Source organism: Gilliamella sp. CG35 (assembly GCF_046635745.1).
Classification (GTDB): domain Bacteria; phylum Pseudomonadota; class Gammaproteobacteria; order Enterobacterales; family Orbaceae; genus Gilliamella; species Gilliamella apicola_I.
In genome coordinates, this window is sequence record NZ_JBIDFH010000016.1 from 45566 (window position 1) to 64296 (window position 18731).

General features: G+C 35.1%; 21 protein-coding genes and 1 pseudogene. 6 read left to right on the forward strand and 16 right to left on the reverse strand.

Features of this window, described 5'->3' with window-relative positions; all coding sequences use genetic code 11:
• Positions 1–16 precede the first annotated feature (16 nt).
• From galU to ACGH4F_RS08270, 4 genes are all read right to left on the reverse strand, one after another.
• Positions 17–931 (reverse strand): UTP--glucose-1-phosphate uridylyltransferase GalU, encoded by a 915-nt coding sequence (galU, locus tag ACGH4F_RS08255; RefSeq protein ID WP_411590810.1) that lies wholly within the window; start codon positions 929–931, stop codon positions 17–19.
• 749 nt (positions 932–1680) lie between these two features.
• Positions 1681–1830, reverse strand: a complete 150-nt coding sequence (locus ACGH4F_RS08260; RefSeq protein WP_411590811.1) for an entericidin A/B family lipoprotein — start codon at positions 1828–1830, stop codon at positions 1681–1683.
• 29 nt (positions 1831–1859) lie between these two features.
• Positions 1860–3053, reverse strand: a complete 1194-nt coding sequence (locus tag ACGH4F_RS08265) for an aromatic amino acid transaminase (protein ID WP_411590813.1) — start codon at positions 3051–3053, stop codon at positions 1860–1862.
• A gap of 372 nt (positions 3054–3425) precedes the next feature.
• Positions 3426–3809 (reverse strand): RidA family protein, encoded by a 384-nt coding sequence (locus ACGH4F_RS08270; protein WP_411590814.1) that lies wholly within the window; start codon positions 3807–3809, stop codon positions 3426–3428.
• 184 nt (positions 3810–3993) lie between these two features.
• Here ACGH4F_RS08270 and ffh point away from each other — a divergent pair, with 184 nt between their 5' ends.
• Positions 3994–5361, forward strand: coding sequence for a signal recognition particle protein (gene ffh / locus ACGH4F_RS08275; RefSeq protein ID WP_411590816.1), 1368 nt, complete (start codon positions 3994–3996; stop codon positions 5359–5361).
• Positions 5362–5460: 99 nt separating this feature from the next.
• Here the strand turns inward: ffh and ACGH4F_RS08280 are convergent, their stop codons facing one another.
• Together ACGH4F_RS08280 and ispB are read right to left on the reverse strand one after the other, a co-directional pair.
• Entirely contained in the window at positions 5461–6327 is an 867-nt protein-coding gene (locus tag ACGH4F_RS08280) for an EamA family transporter (RefSeq protein ID WP_411590818.1), read from the reverse strand.
• Between the two features lie 168 nt (positions 6328–6495).
• Positions 6496–7482: an octaprenyl diphosphate synthase gene (gene ispB, locus ACGH4F_RS08285; protein WP_267352134.1), complete on the reverse strand. Its 987-nt coding sequence runs from the start codon at positions 7480–7482 to the stop codon at positions 6496–6498.
• Between the two features lie 154 nt (positions 7483–7636).
• Between ispB and ACGH4F_RS08290 the strand changes: the two genes are divergently transcribed.
• Positions 7637–8476 carry a TonB family protein gene (locus tag ACGH4F_RS08290; protein ID WP_267352132.1) on the forward strand — a complete coding sequence of 280 codons (840 nt, stop codon included), beginning with the start codon at positions 7637–7639 and terminating at the stop codon, positions 8474–8476.
• A gap of 102 nt (positions 8477–8578) precedes the next feature.
• Here ACGH4F_RS08290 and pepP read toward each other — a convergent pair whose 3' ends face one another.
• Positions 8579–9892, reverse strand: coding sequence for a Xaa-Pro aminopeptidase (gene pepP, locus ACGH4F_RS08295; protein WP_411590820.1), 1314 nt, complete (start codon positions 9890–9892; stop codon positions 8579–8581).
• Between the two features lie 29 nt (positions 9893–9921).
• Positions 9922–10464 carry a UPF0149 family protein gene (locus ACGH4F_RS08300; protein WP_267352129.1) on the reverse strand — a complete coding sequence of 181 codons (543 nt, stop codon included), beginning with the start codon at positions 10462–10464 and terminating at the stop codon, positions 9922–9924.
• A 123-nt stretch (positions 10465–10587) separates the two neighbouring features.
• Between ACGH4F_RS08300 and ACGH4F_RS08305 the strand changes: the two genes are divergently transcribed.
• The 4 genes from ACGH4F_RS08305 (at position 10588) to crr (ending at position 13631) form a co-directional block, all read left to right on the forward strand.
• Positions 10588–10932, forward strand: coding sequence for a hypothetical protein (locus ACGH4F_RS08305; protein ID WP_267352127.1), 345 nt, complete (start codon positions 10588–10590; stop codon positions 10930–10932).
• Positions 10933–11074: 142 nt separating this feature from the next.
• Positions 11075–11332 (forward strand): phosphocarrier protein Hpr, encoded by a 258-nt coding sequence (gene ptsH, locus ACGH4F_RS08310; RefSeq protein ID WP_065559773.1) that lies wholly within the window; start codon positions 11075–11077, stop codon positions 11330–11332.
• Between the two features lie 55 nt (positions 11333–11387).
• Complete coding sequence (gene ptsI, locus ACGH4F_RS08315) at positions 11388–13115, forward strand: phosphoenolpyruvate-protein phosphotransferase PtsI (RefSeq protein WP_065559774.1); 1728 nt, start codon at positions 11388–11390, stop codon at positions 13113–13115.
• A gap of 9 nt (positions 13116–13124) precedes the next feature.
• Positions 13125–13631, forward strand: coding sequence for a PTS glucose transporter subunit IIA (crr, locus tag ACGH4F_RS08320; RefSeq protein ID WP_267380191.1), 507 nt, complete (start codon positions 13125–13127; stop codon positions 13629–13631).
• A 72-nt stretch (positions 13632–13703) separates the two neighbouring features.
• On the opposite strand, the gene pgi is transcribed toward crr, so the two are convergent.
• The 8 genes and pseudogenes from pgi to ACGH4F_RS08360 all read right to left on the reverse strand — a co-directional run.
• Positions 13704–15353: a glucose-6-phosphate isomerase gene (gene pgi / locus ACGH4F_RS08325; protein WP_411590822.1), complete on the reverse strand. Its 1650-nt coding sequence runs from the start codon at positions 15351–15353 to the stop codon at positions 13704–13706.
• 447 nt (positions 15354–15800) lie between these two features.
• Positions 15801–16046 (reverse strand): hypothetical protein, encoded by a 246-nt coding sequence (locus ACGH4F_RS08330; RefSeq protein ID WP_411590823.1) that lies wholly within the window; start codon positions 16044–16046, stop codon positions 15801–15803.
• 221 nt (positions 16047–16267) lie between these two features.
• On the reverse strand, positions 16268–16558 hold the full coding sequence (locus ACGH4F_RS08335) for a hypothetical protein (RefSeq protein ID WP_411590825.1): 291 nt from the start codon (positions 16556–16558) through the stop codon (positions 16268–16270).
• Positions 16559–16629: 71 nt separating this feature from the next.
• The gene (locus ACGH4F_RS08340) at positions 16630–16899 is read right to left on the reverse strand and encodes a hypothetical protein (RefSeq protein WP_411590827.1); all 270 of its coding nucleotides are present in this window, start codon (positions 16897–16899) and stop codon (positions 16630–16632) included.
• A gap of 342 nt (positions 16900–17241) precedes the next feature.
• Complete coding sequence (locus ACGH4F_RS08345; RefSeq protein ID WP_411590828.1) at positions 17242–17604, reverse strand: DUF596 domain-containing protein; 363 nt, start codon at positions 17602–17604, stop codon at positions 17242–17244.
• 186 nt (positions 17605–17790) lie between these two features.
• On the reverse strand, positions 17791–18189 hold the full coding sequence (locus ACGH4F_RS08350; protein ID WP_411590829.1) for an Imm7 family immunity protein: 399 nt from the start codon (positions 18187–18189) through the stop codon (positions 17791–17793).
• Positions 18190–18205: 16 nt separating this feature from the next.
• Positions 18206–18532 (reverse strand): annotated as a pseudogene (locus ACGH4F_RS08355) (restriction endonuclease fold toxin).
• Positions 18498–18731, reverse strand: a 234-nt coding sequence (locus ACGH4F_RS08360) for a hypothetical protein (RefSeq protein ID WP_411590831.1), incomplete at its 5' end; no start/stop codon positions are given. The pseudogene ACGH4F_RS08355 and the gene ACGH4F_RS08360, both read right to left, overlap by 35 nt.

Below are 18731 nucleotides of genomic sequence, written 5' to 3' on the forward strand. Positions count from 1 at the left end.
AAACAATTCAAACCAATTAAAGTGATTTCAACCAATCAGAAACATCTTTACCTAATGTTTTGTGACGCATGGCATATTGAACAAACGTTTGTATATAACCAAGTTTATTACCACAATCATGACTTTGTCCTTTAATACAGTACGCATCGACAGGCTCTTCTTCAAGTAACATTGCAATGCCATCTGTTAATTGAATTTCACCGCCAGTACCTAATGGCGTTTTAGCAAGTAATGGCCAAATTTTCTCAGATAATACATAACGCCCAACCACAGACTGATTTGATGGCGCATCCTCAACCGACGGTTTTTCAACCACACTATACATCTGTGCCACATTCCCTGCGGCAAGTTCTTCACCACGACAATCGACAATACCATATGAAGACACTAATTCCTTAGGCACAGGTTCAACCATGATTTGACTATGTTTAGTTTCGTGATAATTATGAATCATGGCAGCTAAATTGTCACAAGTCAGATCGCTTTCATATTCATCAATAATCACATCCGGTAATACTACTGCAAAAGGTTCATCGCCCACTAAAGGATAGGCACATAAAACAGCGTGACCAAGCCCTTTAGCTAAACCTTGACGTACACTTGTTATCGTTACATGTTTAGGAAGTATACTTTGTACTTCTTGCAACAATTGACGCTTCACCCGTGCTTCTAACATGGCTTCTAATTCAAAGCTGGTGTCGAAATGGTTTTCTATTGAATTTTTGGATGAATGCGTAACAAAAATGATTTCGGTAATACCGGCTGCAATACATTCATTAACCACATATTGAATAAGTGGTTTATCCACAACAGGTAACATTTCTTTAGGAATTGCTTTAGTTGCGGGTAACATGCGTGTTCCTAGACCAGCAACAGGGATAACCGCTTTTTTTACTTTACCCTTTAGGGAATTTTCAAAATTAAATGACATAATCATTCCTCGAAAAAATTAACGGCTAATACTATCATAATTTGCTTCCGTTGGACGACCATTAATAAATGGTATTTTTAACGCTCACAGACTTTAACATAAAAGGTATCAAAATAAGTGTATGAATAAATACTCTCTACATCTTTTTTCGATCAAACTGGTCTAAAAAATTGAACCAATAGATTTTGGTATAGACCATGATCGCCTACGATAAAAATAGTATTGAAAATCTGTAAAAAAAACGAATGCGTTAGCAAATTTATATTGTTTTAGAAAATAAGTAAGTTAAATAGATGTTTATAACAATTAACAGCGAATTCCCAATTAGTTCAAATAAAAACAACTTATCAATATATGGAATAAAATGATGTGAATTACTATAAACAAATTCTTCCTAAAAACAGCGAAAACATCATATGTAATCAATCATAAAGTTAATAACCAATAAAAAATAAGTTAAAACATACCAATGTCGACTACAATGAATTAACCCTCTAATCCTTACAATTTTTTTGTATTAGCTTGTCTCAATTTAATAAATTATCAAAAATCATTTTATGTAAATATTCATTTCAAAAAAATAAGATCTGACGCAATATGAATTAATATATATTATTAAATATCCAACAGTTACTTGATTAAAAGCACAGTTCGTCAACTTGACGAACTGTGCTTTTATGAGAAAAATAGATTTATTTTAGAAGTAAATGTGAATGATAAATTATGTATATTTCGACTCACTGCTCCATTTATAATCTATCGCTCACTTCATCAGCCGTATGGGTAATTGCTTTACCACCAGATTGAACATCTTTACCGACACCACTTACCGTATTACAACCCACGACAAACATTGCCATAACTAACCCTAGCATTAACATTAACATTTTTCGGAACATATTAAATACTCCTCTAATTAATTACATGGTTATTTTAATGTAGCAAACGCTTCTGCTACTCGATGAATATTATGGTGATTTAAACCCGCCACACACATCCGTCCACTGCCCACCAAATAAACAGCAAAGTTATTTTTTAAATGTGTAACTTGTTCTTCAGAAAATCCAGTATAACTAAACATACCTCGCTGTTTGATCAGATAATCAAAATTGTTTTCGGGTACTAACTTATTTAGTAATTCAACAAGCTTTATTCGCATTGAGATAATACGTTCACGCATTGCAGTAACTTCATTAATCCATTGGGTTTTAAGTTCGACATTATTCAAAATATAACTAACAAGATGAGCACCATAGGCCGCAGGACTTGAATAATTTCGACGTACGGTTGCTTGAAGTTGACCAAGTACACGATTAGCGACTTCGCTGTTATCACATAAAACGGATAAACCACCCACTCTTTCACCATATAACGAAAATGTTTTTGAAAAAGAGTTACACACAAAACCACATATCCCTAACTCTGCCACTCGTCTAATTGCATATGCATCATCTTCGATACTCTTACCAAATCCTTGATAGGCAATATCCATAAAGGGAATAAGATCGCGTGTTTTTAATATATCAATAACCTGATCCCACTGTGCATGTGTTAAATCGGCACCGGTTGGATTATGACAACAAGGGTGTAGCAAAACAACGCTTTTAGCCGGTAATTGATGTAAAGTTTCAAGCATTGCATCAAACTTAACGCCACAAGTTTGTGAATCAAAATACGGATATTTATTTACCTTAAATCCAGCACCATGAAAAATGTCTATATGATTTTCCCATGTTGGATCACTGACCCAAACTTCTGATTTCGGAAAATAGCGAAACAAAAAATCAGCACCTATTTTTAATGCACCTGAACCACCTAAAGTTTGAATGGTTGCAATGCGTTTATCTTTAAACGCGCTGTGTGCTTCACCAAATAGCAAACATTGAATAGCTCGACAATACTCAGGTAATCCACTCATCGGTAAATAAAGTGATGCAGTTTTATCGTTTTGATAGATAAAATCCCGTGCAGCTTTTACACATGCTAATTGAGGTACAACACTGTTTTCATCATAATAATAACCGATACTTAAATTTGTTTTATTCATTCGGTTATCCTGATTAAACTCAGCAACTAATGATAAAATAGGATCCCCTGCGTACGACTCAACTTTTTCAAACATATTTGCAACCTAATTACACGGCAACTAATGATAAATAATTGTAGATTATTGCATCAACTCAATCGGCAATCAATCATTAAATAGAAGTTTACACGTTCTGGGTATGATTAATCATTCACTTGAATGATTAATGTAAAAAAAGATAAATATGGCAAAGCTTAAACGATAAAATTTCTTTAGATATTGCTGATCATAAAAGATGTTTGTCCACCTAAACGAGTATACTGACTACCTTATAGGATTATCTAAAAAAAGCGGAAATGAAGGGCGAAAATTCATGCAATTAAAAAGTAGTCACCAAGTGACTACACCAATTCGATTTGGGCACTAGGTATAAGTCCAAAATTTTTCAGAGTAAAGGATATATTGCGTTTATTTTACAGCAATGACTTCAATTTCAACCTTAGCATCTTTGGGTATTCTGGCGACTTGTACGCAAGAACGAGCAGGAAACGCAGCATGATGTTCTGTAAAAAAGGCTTCATAAATTGCATTAACGGCCGCAAAATCATTCATATCAGCTAAAAAAATGGTGGTTTTAACGATATCACTAACTTGATAACCCGCTGCCGTAATAATAGCTTTTACATTTGCTAAACTTTGTTTAGCTTGTTCTTTGACACAATCTGACATTTTACTGGTAACTGGATCTAACGGTATTTGTCCGGATGCAAATAACATATTGCCCAAATCAACGCCTTGTACATAAGGTCCTATTGCTGCGGGTGCGTTATCTGTATTAATGATTTTTTTCATATCAATATCTCCTGTAATCATCTGCCCTTGCTAAAAAAATAAAGGGGAATATTATGCTAAGTTAATTTTCAACATTTGAACAGGAACACTATTTGGTGTCAAGCAAGAACAAAATTATGATCATGGGACTTCTTAAGATTTTCTGTTATGATAATCACAATTTTTTTGTTTATTGAGAGTTAACATGTTTGAGAATTTAACCGACCGTTTATCGCAGACATTCCGTAATATCAGTGGTCGAGGACGACTGTCTGAAGATAATATAAAAGAAGCACTACGTGATGTACGTATGGCATTACTTGAAGCCGACGTAGCACTTCCTGTTGTACGTGAATTTATTAATCAAGTAAAAGAAAAAGCCGTTGGTCTGGACGTTTCTAAAAGCTTAACACCGGGTCAAGAATTTATCAAAATAGTGCAGGCTGAACTCACTTCGGCTATGGGTGAAGTTAATAGCACACTCAATTTGGCAACACAGCCCCCCGCTGTTATTTTGATGGCTGGTTTGCAAGGGGCAGGTAAAACCACCAGCGTCGCTAAATTAGCTAAATTTTTAAAAGAAAAGCAAAAAAAGAAAGTGCTGGTTGTGTCTGCTGACATCTATCGTCCGGCTGCAATTAAACAATTAGAAACGCTTGCAAAAGCCATTGATGTGGAATTTTTCCCATCGGATATTCATGAAAAACCAGTGAATATTGTTAATAAAGCCATTTCTCACGCTAAACTTCAGTTCTTCGATGTGTTAATTGTCGATACAGCGGGACGCTTACATATTGATAGCAACATGATGGATGAAATCAAAGAACTGCATCAGGCTATCAATCCAATCGAAACGTTATTTGTTGTTGATGCAATGACAGGGCAAGATGCCGCCAATACCGCAAAAGCCTTCAATGATGCCTTGCCACTTACCGGTGTGATTTTAACCAAGGTGGATGGCGATTCCCGTGGTGGTGCGGCATTATCAATTCGTCATATTACGGGCAAACCGATTAAATTCTTAGGAATGGGAGAAAAAACAGATGCTTTAGAGCCATTCTTCCCAGATCGTATTGCTTCACGAATTTTAGGTATGGGAGATGTCATCTCCTTAATCGAAGAATTGCAACAAAATGTTGATCGTGAAAAAGCAGAAAAAATTGCCAAGAAGTTAAAAAAAGGCGACAAGTTCGATTTTAACGATTTCCAAGATCAACTTAAACAGATGCGAAATATGGGTGGAATGGGAGCTATGTTGGCAAAACTTCCCGGTGCGGGGCAACTACCTGAACACATTAAAGCGCAAATGGACGATAAAATTACCATTAAAATGGAGGCGATTATTAGTTCAATGACGTTAAAAGAAAGAGCCAATCCTGAAATCATCAAAGGATCTCGAAAACGTCGAATTGCTAATGGATCAGGTACTCAAGTACAAGACGTCAACAAACTACTTAAACAGTTTGAAGATATGCAAAAAATGATGAAAAAAATGAAAGGCGGCGGCATGATGAAAATGATGCGCCAAATGAAAGGACTTATGGGTGGCGGAATGGGTTTCCCCCACCGCTAATAAGCTGATATCAACTCGCTTGTTATGCTTTAAACAAAGTATAACAAGCGATATTTACACGAGCATTGCGTATTAATCTGCGTAATGCTGGTAAAAACATTATGAATTAACCGATTTAATTTTAGTTGGTCGGCTCATTGTCAATACCGTCCCGATTGATGAAACAATAATAAATGTAATGGCTAACCATTGATAACGCGTTAATTGCTCTTGCAAAACAATGAAGCCTGACAAAGCAGCAAAAACTGGCGACAAACTCATTAATGTACTAAATGTTTGAGCGGGTAATCTTGGCAACGCTATCATATCTAATCCATAAGGAATGGCTGACGCCAATAATGAAACCACAAACACTAAAGGAAGAAGTTCCAAAGAAAACATAGCACTCCCACTATCCCACACACCAATAGGAAATACAAATAAAGACGCTATTAAAGACCCTATCGCAACACTTGATGAACCATATAATGCCCCAGCTTTACGCCCAAAAACAATATAACATGCCCAACCTGAACCGGCTAATAATGCCATTAAAATGCCAACGGGATCTAAATCACCAGAAGCTTGATGAATCGGTAAAAGTATCGCAAGCCCGATAACTGCAACGCCTAACCAAATAAAATCAACTAACCGACGCGAATAACACATTGCGACAACTATCGGTCCAGTAAGTTCTATCGCAACGGTAATACCAAGCGGAATTCTGGCAATGGCACTATAAAAAGCCAAATTCATGCAACCGGTTGCTACACCATATAAAAACACATACTTAAAAGCTTGTTTAGTAATGGGTTTACGCCATGGTTTAAAAATAATGATAAGCATCAAGGATGAAAAAGTTAATCGCCAAGCAGTCATCCCTTCAGGGCCTAATACTGGAAAAAGATATTTGGCCATAGATGCACTTGATTGTAACGAAATCATAGAAATAAAAATAATAAAGACCGGCCAAGATCGTTTAAACATGCCTAATTACCTTGTTAATATAATCAGAAAAAATTGCTCGTCATTTCACAACATACAATGAAATCTAAAGAAATCAATTTTTGATCATTGCTAATGATGATTTAATATAAAATGTCCATATAAGTACGAGTAGGAATGTTTTCAATCCATACTTCGATTTAACTCCTGTCAATTTTCTCTTTTTACTGAGAGCAATGCGAGATCTTGCAATGCTTTTTTATAGGGAGAGTCTGGCAGGATAGCAATCACATCAAAAGCCTTTTGGGCTTCTTGCTGTGCTATTTGTAAAGTATATTCAAGTGAACCACACTCATTCATGATCTGCAAAATACGATCCAACAAATGTCGCCCGTTTCCTTGCTCGATGGCTTGACGAATCAACTTGGCTTCCTCAGCATTTTGACAATGACGCATCGCATGTAACAATGGTAAAGTTGGTTTGCCTTCATTAAGATCATCACCCAAATTCTTACCTAAGGTTTGATTACTATCAGCACTATAATCTAATAAATCATCAATAATTTGGAAGGCCGTACCTAAATATTTTCCATATTCTTGTAAGGCAAATTCTTGTTCTGCATTGGCGCCAGCTAATACCGCTGCCGAATGCGAAGTTGCTTCAAACAAACGAGCGGTTTTACGATAAATGACTTCTAAATATTGTTCTTTAGTAATATCGGGATCATTACAATTGATTAATTGTTGCACTTCACCTTCAGCAATCACATTTGTTGCTGCCGACATAATAGTTAAAACTTTGAAAGATTCAGTCCGTACCATCATTTGGAAAGAACGCGTATAAATATAATCACCAACTAAAACACTGGCTGCATTACCAAATAATGCATTCGCGGTTGACTTTCCACGCCTGAGATCGGACTCATCAACGACATCGTCATGTAATAATGTAGCAGTATGAATAAATTCAATGAACGCAGCGGCAACGATGTGCTTGTCACCTTGATAATTAAGTGCTTTGGCAACTAACAACGCAATAATAGGGCGAATACGCTTACCGCCACTACTAATAATATAATTACCTAATTGATTAATAAGCACAACATCCGAACTAAGTTCCGCCTGAATTGCCTCATTAACTTTAACCAAGTCATCTTTTACAAGATCGAGTATTTGACTCATTGAAGGATTATTCATCACCCAAACCACTAAAAAAATAGATATTTAATTGCTATTATCTGATAAATATTGCCGAGCAACAAGGTGTTGGATTAGCATATTTTAAAAAAGACTACAAATGATAAGCATTTTCATTTAGAATAATTACCTTAAGTTAAACATGATAATTGTTATGAAAATCAATTTTGATATAGACATTAGCAACGAAAAAGCGCCTCAATCGCCAACACATATCAAACCCAAGAGTGTTTATTTATTCACGTCACTTTCGATTGTGTCACATCTATTTTTACTAGCGTTGCTGTTCAGCCCTATGCTTTTTGCCAAAAATATCATCGTTGATGAAGGTGACAACTCAATTAAAGCGATCATGATTGATATATCGCAAATGGCAGCGCCTGAACAATCATTAGTTGAAAATACACCTGATATCAAAGGTGTAAAAGAAAGTGACATTATCGATAATAAACCAATACCAGAACCGATAGTTGAGCCAGTTATTGAAACCCAAATGACTAATGAAGAAAAACCGGAACCTATCGTTGAAAAAAAACCGGAAGTCATGCCCGAAAATAACATTGTCATCGAGCAAAAACCGAAACCGAAGCCAAAACCCAAACCAAGAACGGAATCCAAACCGATTCAAAAAGAGTCTCGTCAGCAAGTCAGACAAGAAGTGATCACGGATAACTTTGCCAAAACAGCCGTCGCATCTTCCATTTCTGACAGCCGTCAACATTCGGGTAATCCCTCGCCAATTAGTCGTAATCAGCCAGAATATCCTCGTCGGGCACTTGATATGCGCATAGAAGGCTATGTCGTTGTACTCTTTGATATCAATAGTAATGGGCGGGTCGAAAATATTCGAATTATCGAAACCAAACCGAACAATATTTTTAATCGTTCAGTTATCACAGCGATGAAAACGTGGAAATACGAAGGTAAAATAGCAAAAGATTTAAAAATAAAAATAATTTTTAATCGGGATAAATCAATCAGATTAGATAATTAATGGTCGGAACAGTTTCTTAAAATAATAAAATACGATTTTATTATCTATAATCAAAACAAAAGCAATAATCACAGTTTGAAGATTATTGCTTTAGCGATAAGATTATTGATCCGATAACATCAATTTTTCGATTTGCTCTGGTTCTTTTGGCACATCACTGGTCAATACTTCATTACCCGATGTTGTGATTAAAATATTATCTTCTATACGAATACCAATACCTTTATAACACTCTGGCACATCTGCATCTTGATTGATGTAAAGCCCCGGCTCAACAGTCAACACCATACCCGGCTCTAAAATACGATCCCTTCCACTACCGACATCATGTACATCAATGCCGAGCCAATGCCCTAAACCATGCATATAAAATGCGGTATAAGCTTTATCAGCAATGAGCGAATCGACATCCCCTTGCATAATGCCTAATTTAACTAAGCCCGTCACCATAGTTTTCACAACATGATCATTTACTTCCATAATCGATGTTCCAGGTTTTAACAGATTAATTGCTTGATATTGAGCAGCTAAAACAATGTTATAAATATCCCGTTGCGCTTGGCTAAATTGACCATTAACAGGAAAAGTCCGTGTTATATCCCCTGCATAATATTGATATTCACAGCCGGCATCGATTAACACTAAATCACCCTCGTTTAAAAGCGCACTGTTATTTTCATAATGCAATATACAACCATTGTTTCCGGCTCCTACAATCGTATTATAGGAAGGAGAACGCGCACCATGCCAGGCAAATTCATGTAAAATTTCTGCCTCTAACTGATATTCATACATCGAAGGTTTACATCTACGCATAGCTCGACAGTGGGCTTGGGCACTAATTTTGCACGCTTGACGTAAAAGGTCTATTTCAAAATTAGATTTAAACATCCGCATTTCATGCACAATAGGACGCCAATCAATCACGCTACTGGGTGCTGAAAGCTTAAATCTTGCACCTTGTTTTAAAATCGTAAGGGCTTTTTTGACAATCGTGTCAGCATAATCATATTGCAGATCAGCATGATAAATTGCCTGCTTACCATTCAACAACTCAGGCAAAATAGTATCAATTTTATCAAAAGGATGCGCTTCATCAACGCCAAGGGTTTCTAACGCAGCTTGCTGCCCTAAACGATAGCCTGTCCATGTTTCAGCCAGAGGGTCTTTTTTACGATTAAACAGCACATATCGAGCATGATTATCTTGTTGTTTAATCATCACTAATACGGCTTCGGGTTCATCAAAACAGGTGAAATACCAAAAATCACTATTTTGCCGATAAGGATAATGCGTGTCATTGCTTCTGACGACTTCGGGTGAGGCAAAAAAAAGTGCGACGCTGTTAGGTTGCATCTGCGAAAGAAGCTTTTCTCGACGAGAAAAAAGCTCTTTTTTGGTATCGATATTTAGCATAGTGATAACCTTTTAAAAACAAGTTAATATTAATGAATGGTTGGTGCGATATCAGCCTCATTAAATTCATCAAAACAGAGAATCGAAGTCATGCGAACATACTCTTTGATCTCTTCAAATGCAAAGCCTAACTCTTGCTGATCTTCGTTTTCATCGTAACCTAGCTTCACAATTTGCCTTAAATCATAAATTGCTTCACCTACATCACCTTGAATACGATTTAATTTTGGTTGAACTAATCCAATCCCTAATAAAAAATGGTTAACCCAACCGACTAAATCATCAATTTGTGAAAAAAGATCATGTTCGTTAAGTAGCAATTGAAATTCAAAATCATCATCCAAAAATTGTTGCTTGGTAATACAATAAAGTTCCACCATTTTCTTATTTAAAGATTCTGGTATTTTTTGCCCATTATTGAGCATATCTTCAACTAAAGGGCGCCAACTTTCATCATGATTGCCTCCGGCTAAAATACCCGAAATAAAACCATGTAATTCAGCAGCAGTAATACCCATTTTATTTAAGTTTAATTCATGATTAAGTTCATCATAATTTACAGTTTTGGTCATTAATGTCACCCTGATTTTGTCATATCAATAAAAAGCACTCTGCACTTTCATTAATTATTAGTATATAATCCACAACTAGCTATAAATAATAAACAGGTTACTAAGCTTTATAAAGGAATTATTTTGAATATTGTAAGATTTGTGATGAAATTTTCCCTTCTCCTTCTGGCGTTTGCTATATCATTAACTGCTTGTAGTTCATGGTTATCTAACAAAGGCACTATCATCCTTGACGTGCAGAACAAAACCCAAACATTCATAACAAGTCACGATTTACCTCATAATTACCAATTAGGTAATGGTGAAGAAGAACTTCAACGATTTGAAACATTTTGCAGTAAAGAAATAAAAGAGTCACAACTTGATGGAAGTGAAGAAATTGTTTTTGAAAATATAAAGCGTGGTATACATGGAGAAGTAGAATTTAAAAAATGTAGTGATAGAATCACTCGAATTTACCGTTATTGAGAAATATGGATATAACAACTATATTTTGATTTGAATAAGATTAACTAAATTTCCAAAGATCGATTAAATGTTACTAGCCATTAAGGCGGTTTTTATTTATATTGGTCGCGTAAATGAAAATATTTTTAGGAGTAGAATTATTATGTATAAACAAGATGTAACCATTACCGCACCAAATGGTCTCCATACCCGCCCTGCTGCACAATTTGTAAAAGAAGCAAAAAACTTTAATGCTGAAATTACCGTCACATCAAATGGTAAAAGTGCTAGTGCTAAAAGTCTATTCAAACTACAAACACTTGGTCTAACACAAGGTACTACCATCACCATTTCAGCAGAAGGCGAAGATGAAAAAGAAGCGGTAAATCATCTAGTTAAATTAATTCCTGAATTGGAATAATTAGCTCCAAAATGCGATAAAGAACAGATTTAAAATTGAATAAGGATTAAATGTTATGGTATCAGGTATACTTGTTTCCCCCGGTATCGCTTTTGCAAAAGCGCTATTATTAAAAGAAGAACCTATTGTTGTTAATAATAGGGCAATTCCAGATAACAAAATTGATGCTGAAATTGCGCGTTTTAAAGATGCTCGTCAAAAATCCAGCGAGCAATTAAATGCGATAATGGAACGAGCAAAATCCACATTAGGCGAAGATAAAGCTGCTATCTTTGAAGGGCATATTATGCTTTTAGAAGATGAGGATTTGGAGCAAGAAGTTATTTCTCGTATACAAAGCAAGCATTCAACCGCTGATGCCGCTGTCCAATCAGTATTTGAAACTCAAGCTAAAGAGCTTGAAAACTTAGACGATGAATACTTAAAAGAGCGTGCTGCTGATATTCGTGATATTGGCAAACGTTTACTCAAAAATATTTTAGGGATTGAAATTGTCGATTTAAGTGCTATTAGCCAACCTTGTATTTTAGTTGCAACAGATCTTACTCCATCTGAAACTGCACAACTAAATCTAGATATGGTACTTGGTTTTATTACTGATGCAGGTGGACGTACATCCCATACTTCAATTATGGCTCGTTCATTAGAAATTCCGGCAATTGTTGGTACATCAAATGCAACACAAACAATTAAACAAGGTGATTTTGTTATACTTGATGCTATAAATAACGCCATTTATATCAATCCTGATCATACTACCCAAGAAAAACTCAAACAAGTTCAAGCAAAATATATTGCCGACAAAGAAGAGTTAGCAAAATTAAAAGACTTACCTGCCGTCACGCTTGATGGTCACCAAGTTGAAATTTGTGCGAATATTGGTACGGTGCGTGATATCGCTGGTGCGGATCGCAACGGTTATGAAGGTGTTGGTCTTTATCGTACTGAATTTTTATTTATGGATCGTGATGCCTATCCTAACGAAGACGAACAATTCAAAGCTTACAAAGAAGTAGCCGAATCAACGAATGGTTTATCTGTTATTGTCAGAACAATGGATATTGGTGGCGATAAAGATGTACCTTACATGCATTTACCAAAAGAAGAAAACCCATTCTTAGGTTGGCGTGCAATTCGTATCTGTTTAGATCGCAAAGAAATACTCCATGCACAGTTACGCGCAATATTACGCGCATCAGCATTTGGTAAATTACGTATCATGTTCCCGATGATCATATCGGTTGAAGAAATTCGTATCTTAAAATCTGAAATTAATATCCTCAAAGAACAACTAACTGCCGAAGGTAAAGCATTTGATAAAAATATCGAAGTTGGTGTAATGATTGAAACGCCTGCGGCTGCTGTCATTGCTCATCATTTAGCGAAAGAAGTTGATTTCTTCAGTATTGGAACCAATGATTTAACACAATACACATTAGCGGTTGATCGGGGTAACGAATTAATTTCACATCTTTATAATCCACTTTCACCATCTGTCTTAACACTGATTAAGAAAGTCATTGATGCTTCGCACAAAGAAGGCAAATGGACTGGCATGTGTGGTGAGCTTGCTGGTGATGAACGAGCAACGATTTTATTACTTGGTATGGGACTTGATGAATTTAGCATGAGTGCAGTATCAATTCCTAAAATCAAAAAATTAATTCGTAATACACATTTTGAAGAAGCGAAAAAACTTGCAGATAATGTGCTAGAAAAAGCAACTTCTAAAGAAATTATGGATTTAATCGAAAAATATAACGCTGAAAAGCAAATTTGTTAGGAGAAAATAATGGGGTTATTCGATAAATTGAAGCAATTCATCAAATCTGATGATAGCAATGATAGCATCGAAATTATTGCACCTCTGAGTGGCGAAATCGTTAAAATCGAAGATGTACCAGATGTCGTTTTTGCAGAGAAAGTCGTTGGTGATGGTATTGCAATTAAACCTGCTGGTAATAAAATTGTTGCACCACTAAACGGTAGAATTGGCAAAATTTTTGAAACTAATCATGCGTTTGCTATTGAATCAGATGAAGGTATTGAGCTATTTGTACACTTTGGCATTGACACTGTTGAATTAAAAGGCGAAGGTTTTACCCGTATCGCTGAAGAAGGTCAACAAGTAAAAGTTGGTGACACCATTATCGAATTTGATTTACCACTACTTGAAAGTAAAGCAAAATCAGTGTTAACACCTGTTGTCATTTCTAATATGGATAGTATTGTCGAACTGACAAAACTTTCTGGTTCCGTAGAAGCAGGTAAAACACCTGTTATGCGCGTGAAAAAATAATCATAAAAAAAACCTTCAGTTTTACTGAAGGTTTTTCTGCTCAATTAATTAACTGTCTAAAGTTAAATCAGTTTAACGCCACTTTTTATATTGATTAATCAAATTATTTGTTGAATCGTCATGTGAAGTTACTGGCGTATCACTCGCTAATTCGGGTAAAATTCGGCCGGCTAATTGCTTACCTAACTCAACACCCCATTGGTCGAAACTAAATATATTCAGAATAATACCTTGAGTAAAGATTTTATGCTCATACATCGCAACTAATGCACCCAAGCTATACGGAGTAATTTTCTTAACTAAAATTGAATTAGTCGGTTTATTTCCTTCAAACACTTTAAACGGAACAATTGCTTTAACCTCATCAAGCGTTTTTCCAACAGCAATAAATTCTTGTTCAACTTGTTCTTTGGTTTTACCAAATGCTAATGCCTCAGTTTGAGCAAAAAAGTTAGATAATAATTTAGGATGATGATCACCAACTGGATTATGGCTAATTGCTGGCGCAATAAAATCACACGGAATAAGTTTAGTACCTTGATGAATTAATTGATAAAATGCATGTTGACCATTGGTCCCTGGTTCACCCCAAATGATTGGGCCAGTAGTATAAGTTGTTTTATGACCATTACGATCGACACTTTTACCGTTTGATTCCATATTGCCTTGTTGAAAATAGGCAGCAAATCGATGCATATACTGGTCATAAGGTAAAATGGCTTCTGTCTCAGCACCATAAAAATTATTATACCAAATCCCAATTAAGGCTAATAATGCAGGAATATTTTTATCAATTGGTGTATTTTGGAAGTGTTTATCCATGGCATGGCCACCAGCCAAAAATTGTTTAAAATTATCAAATCCAATGGATAAAACAATCGATAAACCAATCGCAGACCAAGAAGAGTAACGACCGCCTACCCAATCCCAAAATTCAAACATATTTGCCGTATCAATACCAAATTTTTCAACTTCTTTGGCATTAGTGGATAACGCAACAAAATGCAAAGCAACAGCTTTATCATCTTTAGCTGCATCAAGTAACCAAGAACGTGCCGTTTGTGCATTAGTCATGGTTTCTTGTGTAGTAAATGTTTTTGATGCTACTAAAAACAAGGTTGTTTCAGGATTTAAGCCTTTTAATGCTTCAACAATATGAGTTCCGTCAACATTTGAAACAAAATGCATGTTTAAATGATTTTTATAAGGACGCAACGCTTCGGTAATCATGACGGGTCCAAGATCTGATCCCCCTATGCCAATATTTACCACATCAGTTATCGCTTTACCGGTATACCCTTTCCACTCACCGCTAATAACTTTATTACTGAATGATTCCATTTTTGCTAATACCGCATTGACATCATCCATCACATTTTTGCCATCAACATAAATAGGGGTATTCGATACATTACGTAAGGCAACATGTAAAACAGCACGATCTTCGGTGCGATTAATTTTTTCACCACTATACATAGCTGAAATTGCACCTTTAAGATCACATTCATCAGCAAGCTTATGAAGTATTGCTAAAGTCTCTTGCGTAATACGATTTTTAGAAAGATCAACCAAAAACTCATCCTCAAACGGAATACTGAGTTTTTCAACTCGTTTTGGCTCTTCTTTTAAAATCTGCGCAATGGTCTTATTTTGATGCTTTTGATAACTTGCTTGAAGGGATTTCCAAGATGAAGTGGTAGTTGGATCAATTGATTTTAACATAACTCATTCCTTAAATAATAAAGCACTCTATCCATAATATAACTATGCCTAAAATGATGCAAGATAAGGATCTTTTATCTTTTATTTTTGAATTAAGCACACTGACCAATTGACTAAAGCACCGATCCATAATCTTTATAAACGACTTTTTAGTCGTCTTTCAGCAAAATTATCGTCCGGTTTGCTTGTAAATATTCGGTTATTGGGTTAGCCAGTTCGGGAAATTTTTATAATAAGTTTGATGTGGTCTGTGGTAATTAAACGTTTTAAATGTTTTTGTTTATCAATGTATTGATGATCCTATTAAAGGATTCTGGCTAGAGTTAATAGCTTTTATACCAAGCGACCTGTTATCACTCCAGATTTGTATAACAAATTAATTATTAAACTTGCTATGTAGATTTAGGAACATTAAAAAGACTTCCCACGGATTAGGTGGGGTGTTTTTTAACAAGCATAAGGAACCAGATGAGAATTTGGCAATCCATTGTAGATATCGATCGCTTCTTGCCCTTCTGCAATAAACTCCACATCAATAGGATCGGGTGGGTTATTGGGATCTTTATAATCTCCTTCTAAGAAAGCTTTATATTGCTCTAACACATATAAAAGTTGTTCTTTGGTCATAATGACTTGTTGTTCTTCGACGTATTCAGTACCTATAAAACATAATTTCCAGTAATCAAAACCCAAAACGCATTACCAACACCGAACATATCATAGAGTGCTCGGCTGTGTTCTAAATCTGTCAGATTGTTAATCCAGATATTGATTGAGTTTATTGAATATCAACTCTTAGCCAATTAGCAATTTCTCTCGCATCAAAACCAAATATTCTGTGGTCGTCTGTAGATTTTACAAGCTTTCCTCCCGTAGGAATAAAACTAGAGTCATCCCACCAGAATATAATTTTATCATTGTTGATATGTTACTTCATAATCATCACCTAATTCGGCTTGCAGCTTTTCTTTTAAAGATTGCCCCATTTCATTAAAGACCATTTCTTCTTCTGGAGTCGCAAATCCAGAAGTTAAAGGATCATCTAAATTTAACGTTTCATCATATTTATCTGACCAGCTATTAAGCTCTTTTTTTAGTACATTACTTATTGGTAATGTATTAGGGTTAATATTTCCAACAGCATCATTTGAATTAAGCCATAGAGGATAACATTGATAATCAGCCATTAATTTTATTTTTTTCATTTAACACTCCCTGCGGGGTTAGTTCCTACAATAAAACCGTTATTACCTGTCGTTACAGCTATACGTTGTTTTTACCCATTAATCAGAACTTCATAGATTGGACGTCCGGTTCCTTTCCCTTGATAACCAATTATCTTTCCTTTAGAAACCGCATCCATAACAACATCTGGTATTTGTGATTCTGAAACGCCTATTTTTGCAAAATCGTCAGCATGCTCTTTAATAATATGTTGAAGACTTGCAGATAGATTTCCTTTTTCAAGAAAAACTATTTTACCATTAGGCAGTTTTTCAACCCTTAAAACATTTTCAGGTGAAAATTTAACTCCATTATTGGACATTTCAGTAAGATATTGTTGATTTACCGTCCTCTTTTCAACAAAATTATTCCAATTAATCTCATCTAATTCAATCTCTACCGCTTCAATTTTATGATGTACTTTCGCTCTGACTTCAGTGCCGGTTATTTTGATGCGGGCGTATTTTAATAAGCGGAGTGAACGGGTTAAGTATCCGGATAAAAAAACGACTAACTTTTATTTAATTTAAATTAAGTTGGAATGAGATATTTATTTAATCCTCTAATATTGATGCAAAGCCGAAATTACTGATTATTAAGGCTGGAAAGCTGTACTAGAATGTTTTAAAAAAACTTCTCACAGTATCCGAGAAGTTTTATAAATTTACGTCCAGATCTCTTGACCTTCTGGTGTAATCCAAACAATACCACAGTCCAATTTCACATAGAACCACATACCAATATCATCTAGATCATCGTCTTCATCATCTGAGGGGTAAGGCGGCCAAATATCTTTAATCGACTGGATTTGTTCTTCACTGGTACCAGTCAGAAAAACACCATGACTAGCTAATTTGATGTACCCATCATTCATTAATTTATTTAATATTTTAAAAAAGATATTCTTTCTGATTTCATAAGGTTCACCCATATCATTCATGTAATTTGCTACATGTTGCCACATTGTGCCCATTGAATAACCAAAAGAACTTTCTAATATTGAATGATAAATTTTTTCAAAATTCATTGGAATTTCATCTCCACACGATTTCCTTTGTAAATATTTGGATTTTTGATATCTATAGTCCACTTAGCATTAGTTTGCTCCACTGAATCAGAGAAATTTCTTAATGTTATATTGCTACCAGCATTGGGACCTTCAGTAACCTGTGGAGTTAGAAAATAATATCTTCACAATTTGATTAATTTAACCTTAATCATCTTCTATTTTAGGAATACATGGAGACAAAAACTGATCTTTTTCTTTTTTTATTTTCCCTCTAGCTAAGACATATACTTCAAATTCATTAAATTTATCCGAAGATTCATCGTTTTTAACATACAATAAACCATATGAGCCTTGAGAAATTTTTGCTACATATTGATATAACTCAAAAATTTCTGCTACATCCTGAGAATAATGATTAGTATTCCCACTAAACAAAAGCTGACAACAACCATTAACTTTATGAATTTTAATAAATCCTGTACTATTTTCAAATTCATGTTCTGATATGAATAAAGTAAGTTTATTTAGAATTGAATTCATCTCATTTTCATTGTTTTCGTATGTAGAATTTCTTAATGATATCCACCCATAATATTCGATCATTTTATTACCTTATTTTTTAGTTAAGAGGTTGAGTATCTATAATGACTTTCACATCATAATGATTACTATATTCATTTAATTTATTTATTACTGATTTTGCAGGTTCACCCTCAAAATGATAGTATACAGAACGGTTAGTTTCTTTAGCTGCTTCAAATGTTGCTTTCATTTGAGATCTTACACTTTGATTTAATTACTTTAGGGGCGGTTTTGTTTGAGCTATATATAAATCACTAATCACATCAAACTCTCTTGTATCATTAACAAATCTTACCCTTGACACACCATTTAATCTTATCGCTAAAGCATCAGCTGCTGCATCTGGCTTGTTTACTTTTATCATGTCGCCCAAAGTATCGGCTCACTTCTTTTAGATCTATTATTTCATTTAAAACATCATTCCAATTAACCTCATCTAATTCAACCTCTACCGCTTCAATTTTATGATGTACTTTCGTTCTGACTTCAGTGCCGGTTATTTTGATGCGGGCGTATTTTAATAAGCGTAGTGAACGGGTTAAGGATTCGGCTAAACCAACTAA

Bases quoted from the DNA above. Each gene is read 5' to 3' on its own strand.
- ACGH4F_RS08280 (WP_411590818.1), bottom strand. From the start codon at position 6,327: ATGTTTAAACGATCTTGGCCGGTCTTTATTATTTTTATTTCTATGATT.
- galU (WP_411590810.1), bottom strand. From the start codon at position 931: ATGTCATTTAATTTTGAAAATTCCCTAAAGGGTAAAGTAAAAAAAGCG.
- ptsI (WP_065559774.1), top strand. From the start codon at position 11,388: ATGGTATCAGGTATACTTGTTTCCCCCGGTATCGCTTTTGCAAAAGCG.
- ACGH4F_RS08340 (WP_411590827.1), bottom strand. From the start codon at position 16,899: ATGTCCAATAATGGAGTTAAATTTTCACCTGAAAATGTTTTAAGGGTT.
- ACGH4F_RS08290 (WP_267352132.1), top strand. From the start codon at position 7,637: ATGAAAATCAATTTTGATATAGACATTAGCAACGAAAAAGCGCCTCAA.
- ACGH4F_RS08270 (WP_411590814.1), bottom strand. From the start codon at position 3,809: ATGAAAAAAATCATTAATACAGATAACGCACCCGCAGCAATAGGACCT.
- pepP (WP_411590820.1), bottom strand. From the start codon at position 9,892: ATGCTAAATATCGATACCAAAAAAGAGCTTTTTTCTCGTCGAGAAAAG.
- ispB (WP_267352134.1), bottom strand. From the start codon at position 7,482: ATGAATAATCCTTCAATGAGTCAAATACTCGATCTTGTAAAAGATGAC.
- ffh (WP_411590816.1), top strand. From the start codon at position 3,994: ATGTTTGAGAATTTAACCGACCGTTTATCGCAGACATTCCGTAATATC.
- ACGH4F_RS08260 (WP_411590811.1), bottom strand. From the start codon at position 1,830: ATGTTCCGAAAAATGTTAATGTTAATGCTAGGGTTAGTTATGGCAATG.
- ACGH4F_RS08335 (WP_411590825.1), bottom strand. From the start codon at position 16,558: ATGAAAAAAATAAAATTAATGGCTGATTATCAATGTTATCCTCTATGG.
- ACGH4F_RS08300 (WP_267352129.1), bottom strand. From the start codon at position 10,464: ATGACCAAAACTGTAAATTATGATGAACTTAATCATGAATTAAACTTA.
- ptsH (WP_065559773.1), top strand. From the start codon at position 11,075: ATGTATAAACAAGATGTAACCATTACCGCACCAAATGGTCTCCATACC.
- ACGH4F_RS08265 (WP_411590813.1), bottom strand. From the start codon at position 3,053: ATGTTTGAAAAAGTTGAGTCGTACGCAGGGGATCCTATTTTATCATTA.
- pgi (WP_411590822.1), bottom strand. From the start codon at position 15,353: ATGTTAAAATCAATTGATCCAACTACCACTTCATCTTGGAAATCCCTT.
- ACGH4F_RS08345 (WP_411590828.1), bottom strand. From the start codon at position 17,604: ATGAATTTTGAAAAAATTTATCATTCAATATTAGAAAGTTCTTTTGGT.
- ACGH4F_RS08350 (WP_411590829.1), bottom strand. From the start codon at position 18,189: ATGATCGAATATTATGGGTGGATATCATTAAGAAATTCTACATACGAA.
- crr (WP_267380191.1), top strand. From the start codon at position 13,125: ATGGGGTTATTCGATAAATTGAAGCAATTCATCAAATCTGATGATAGC.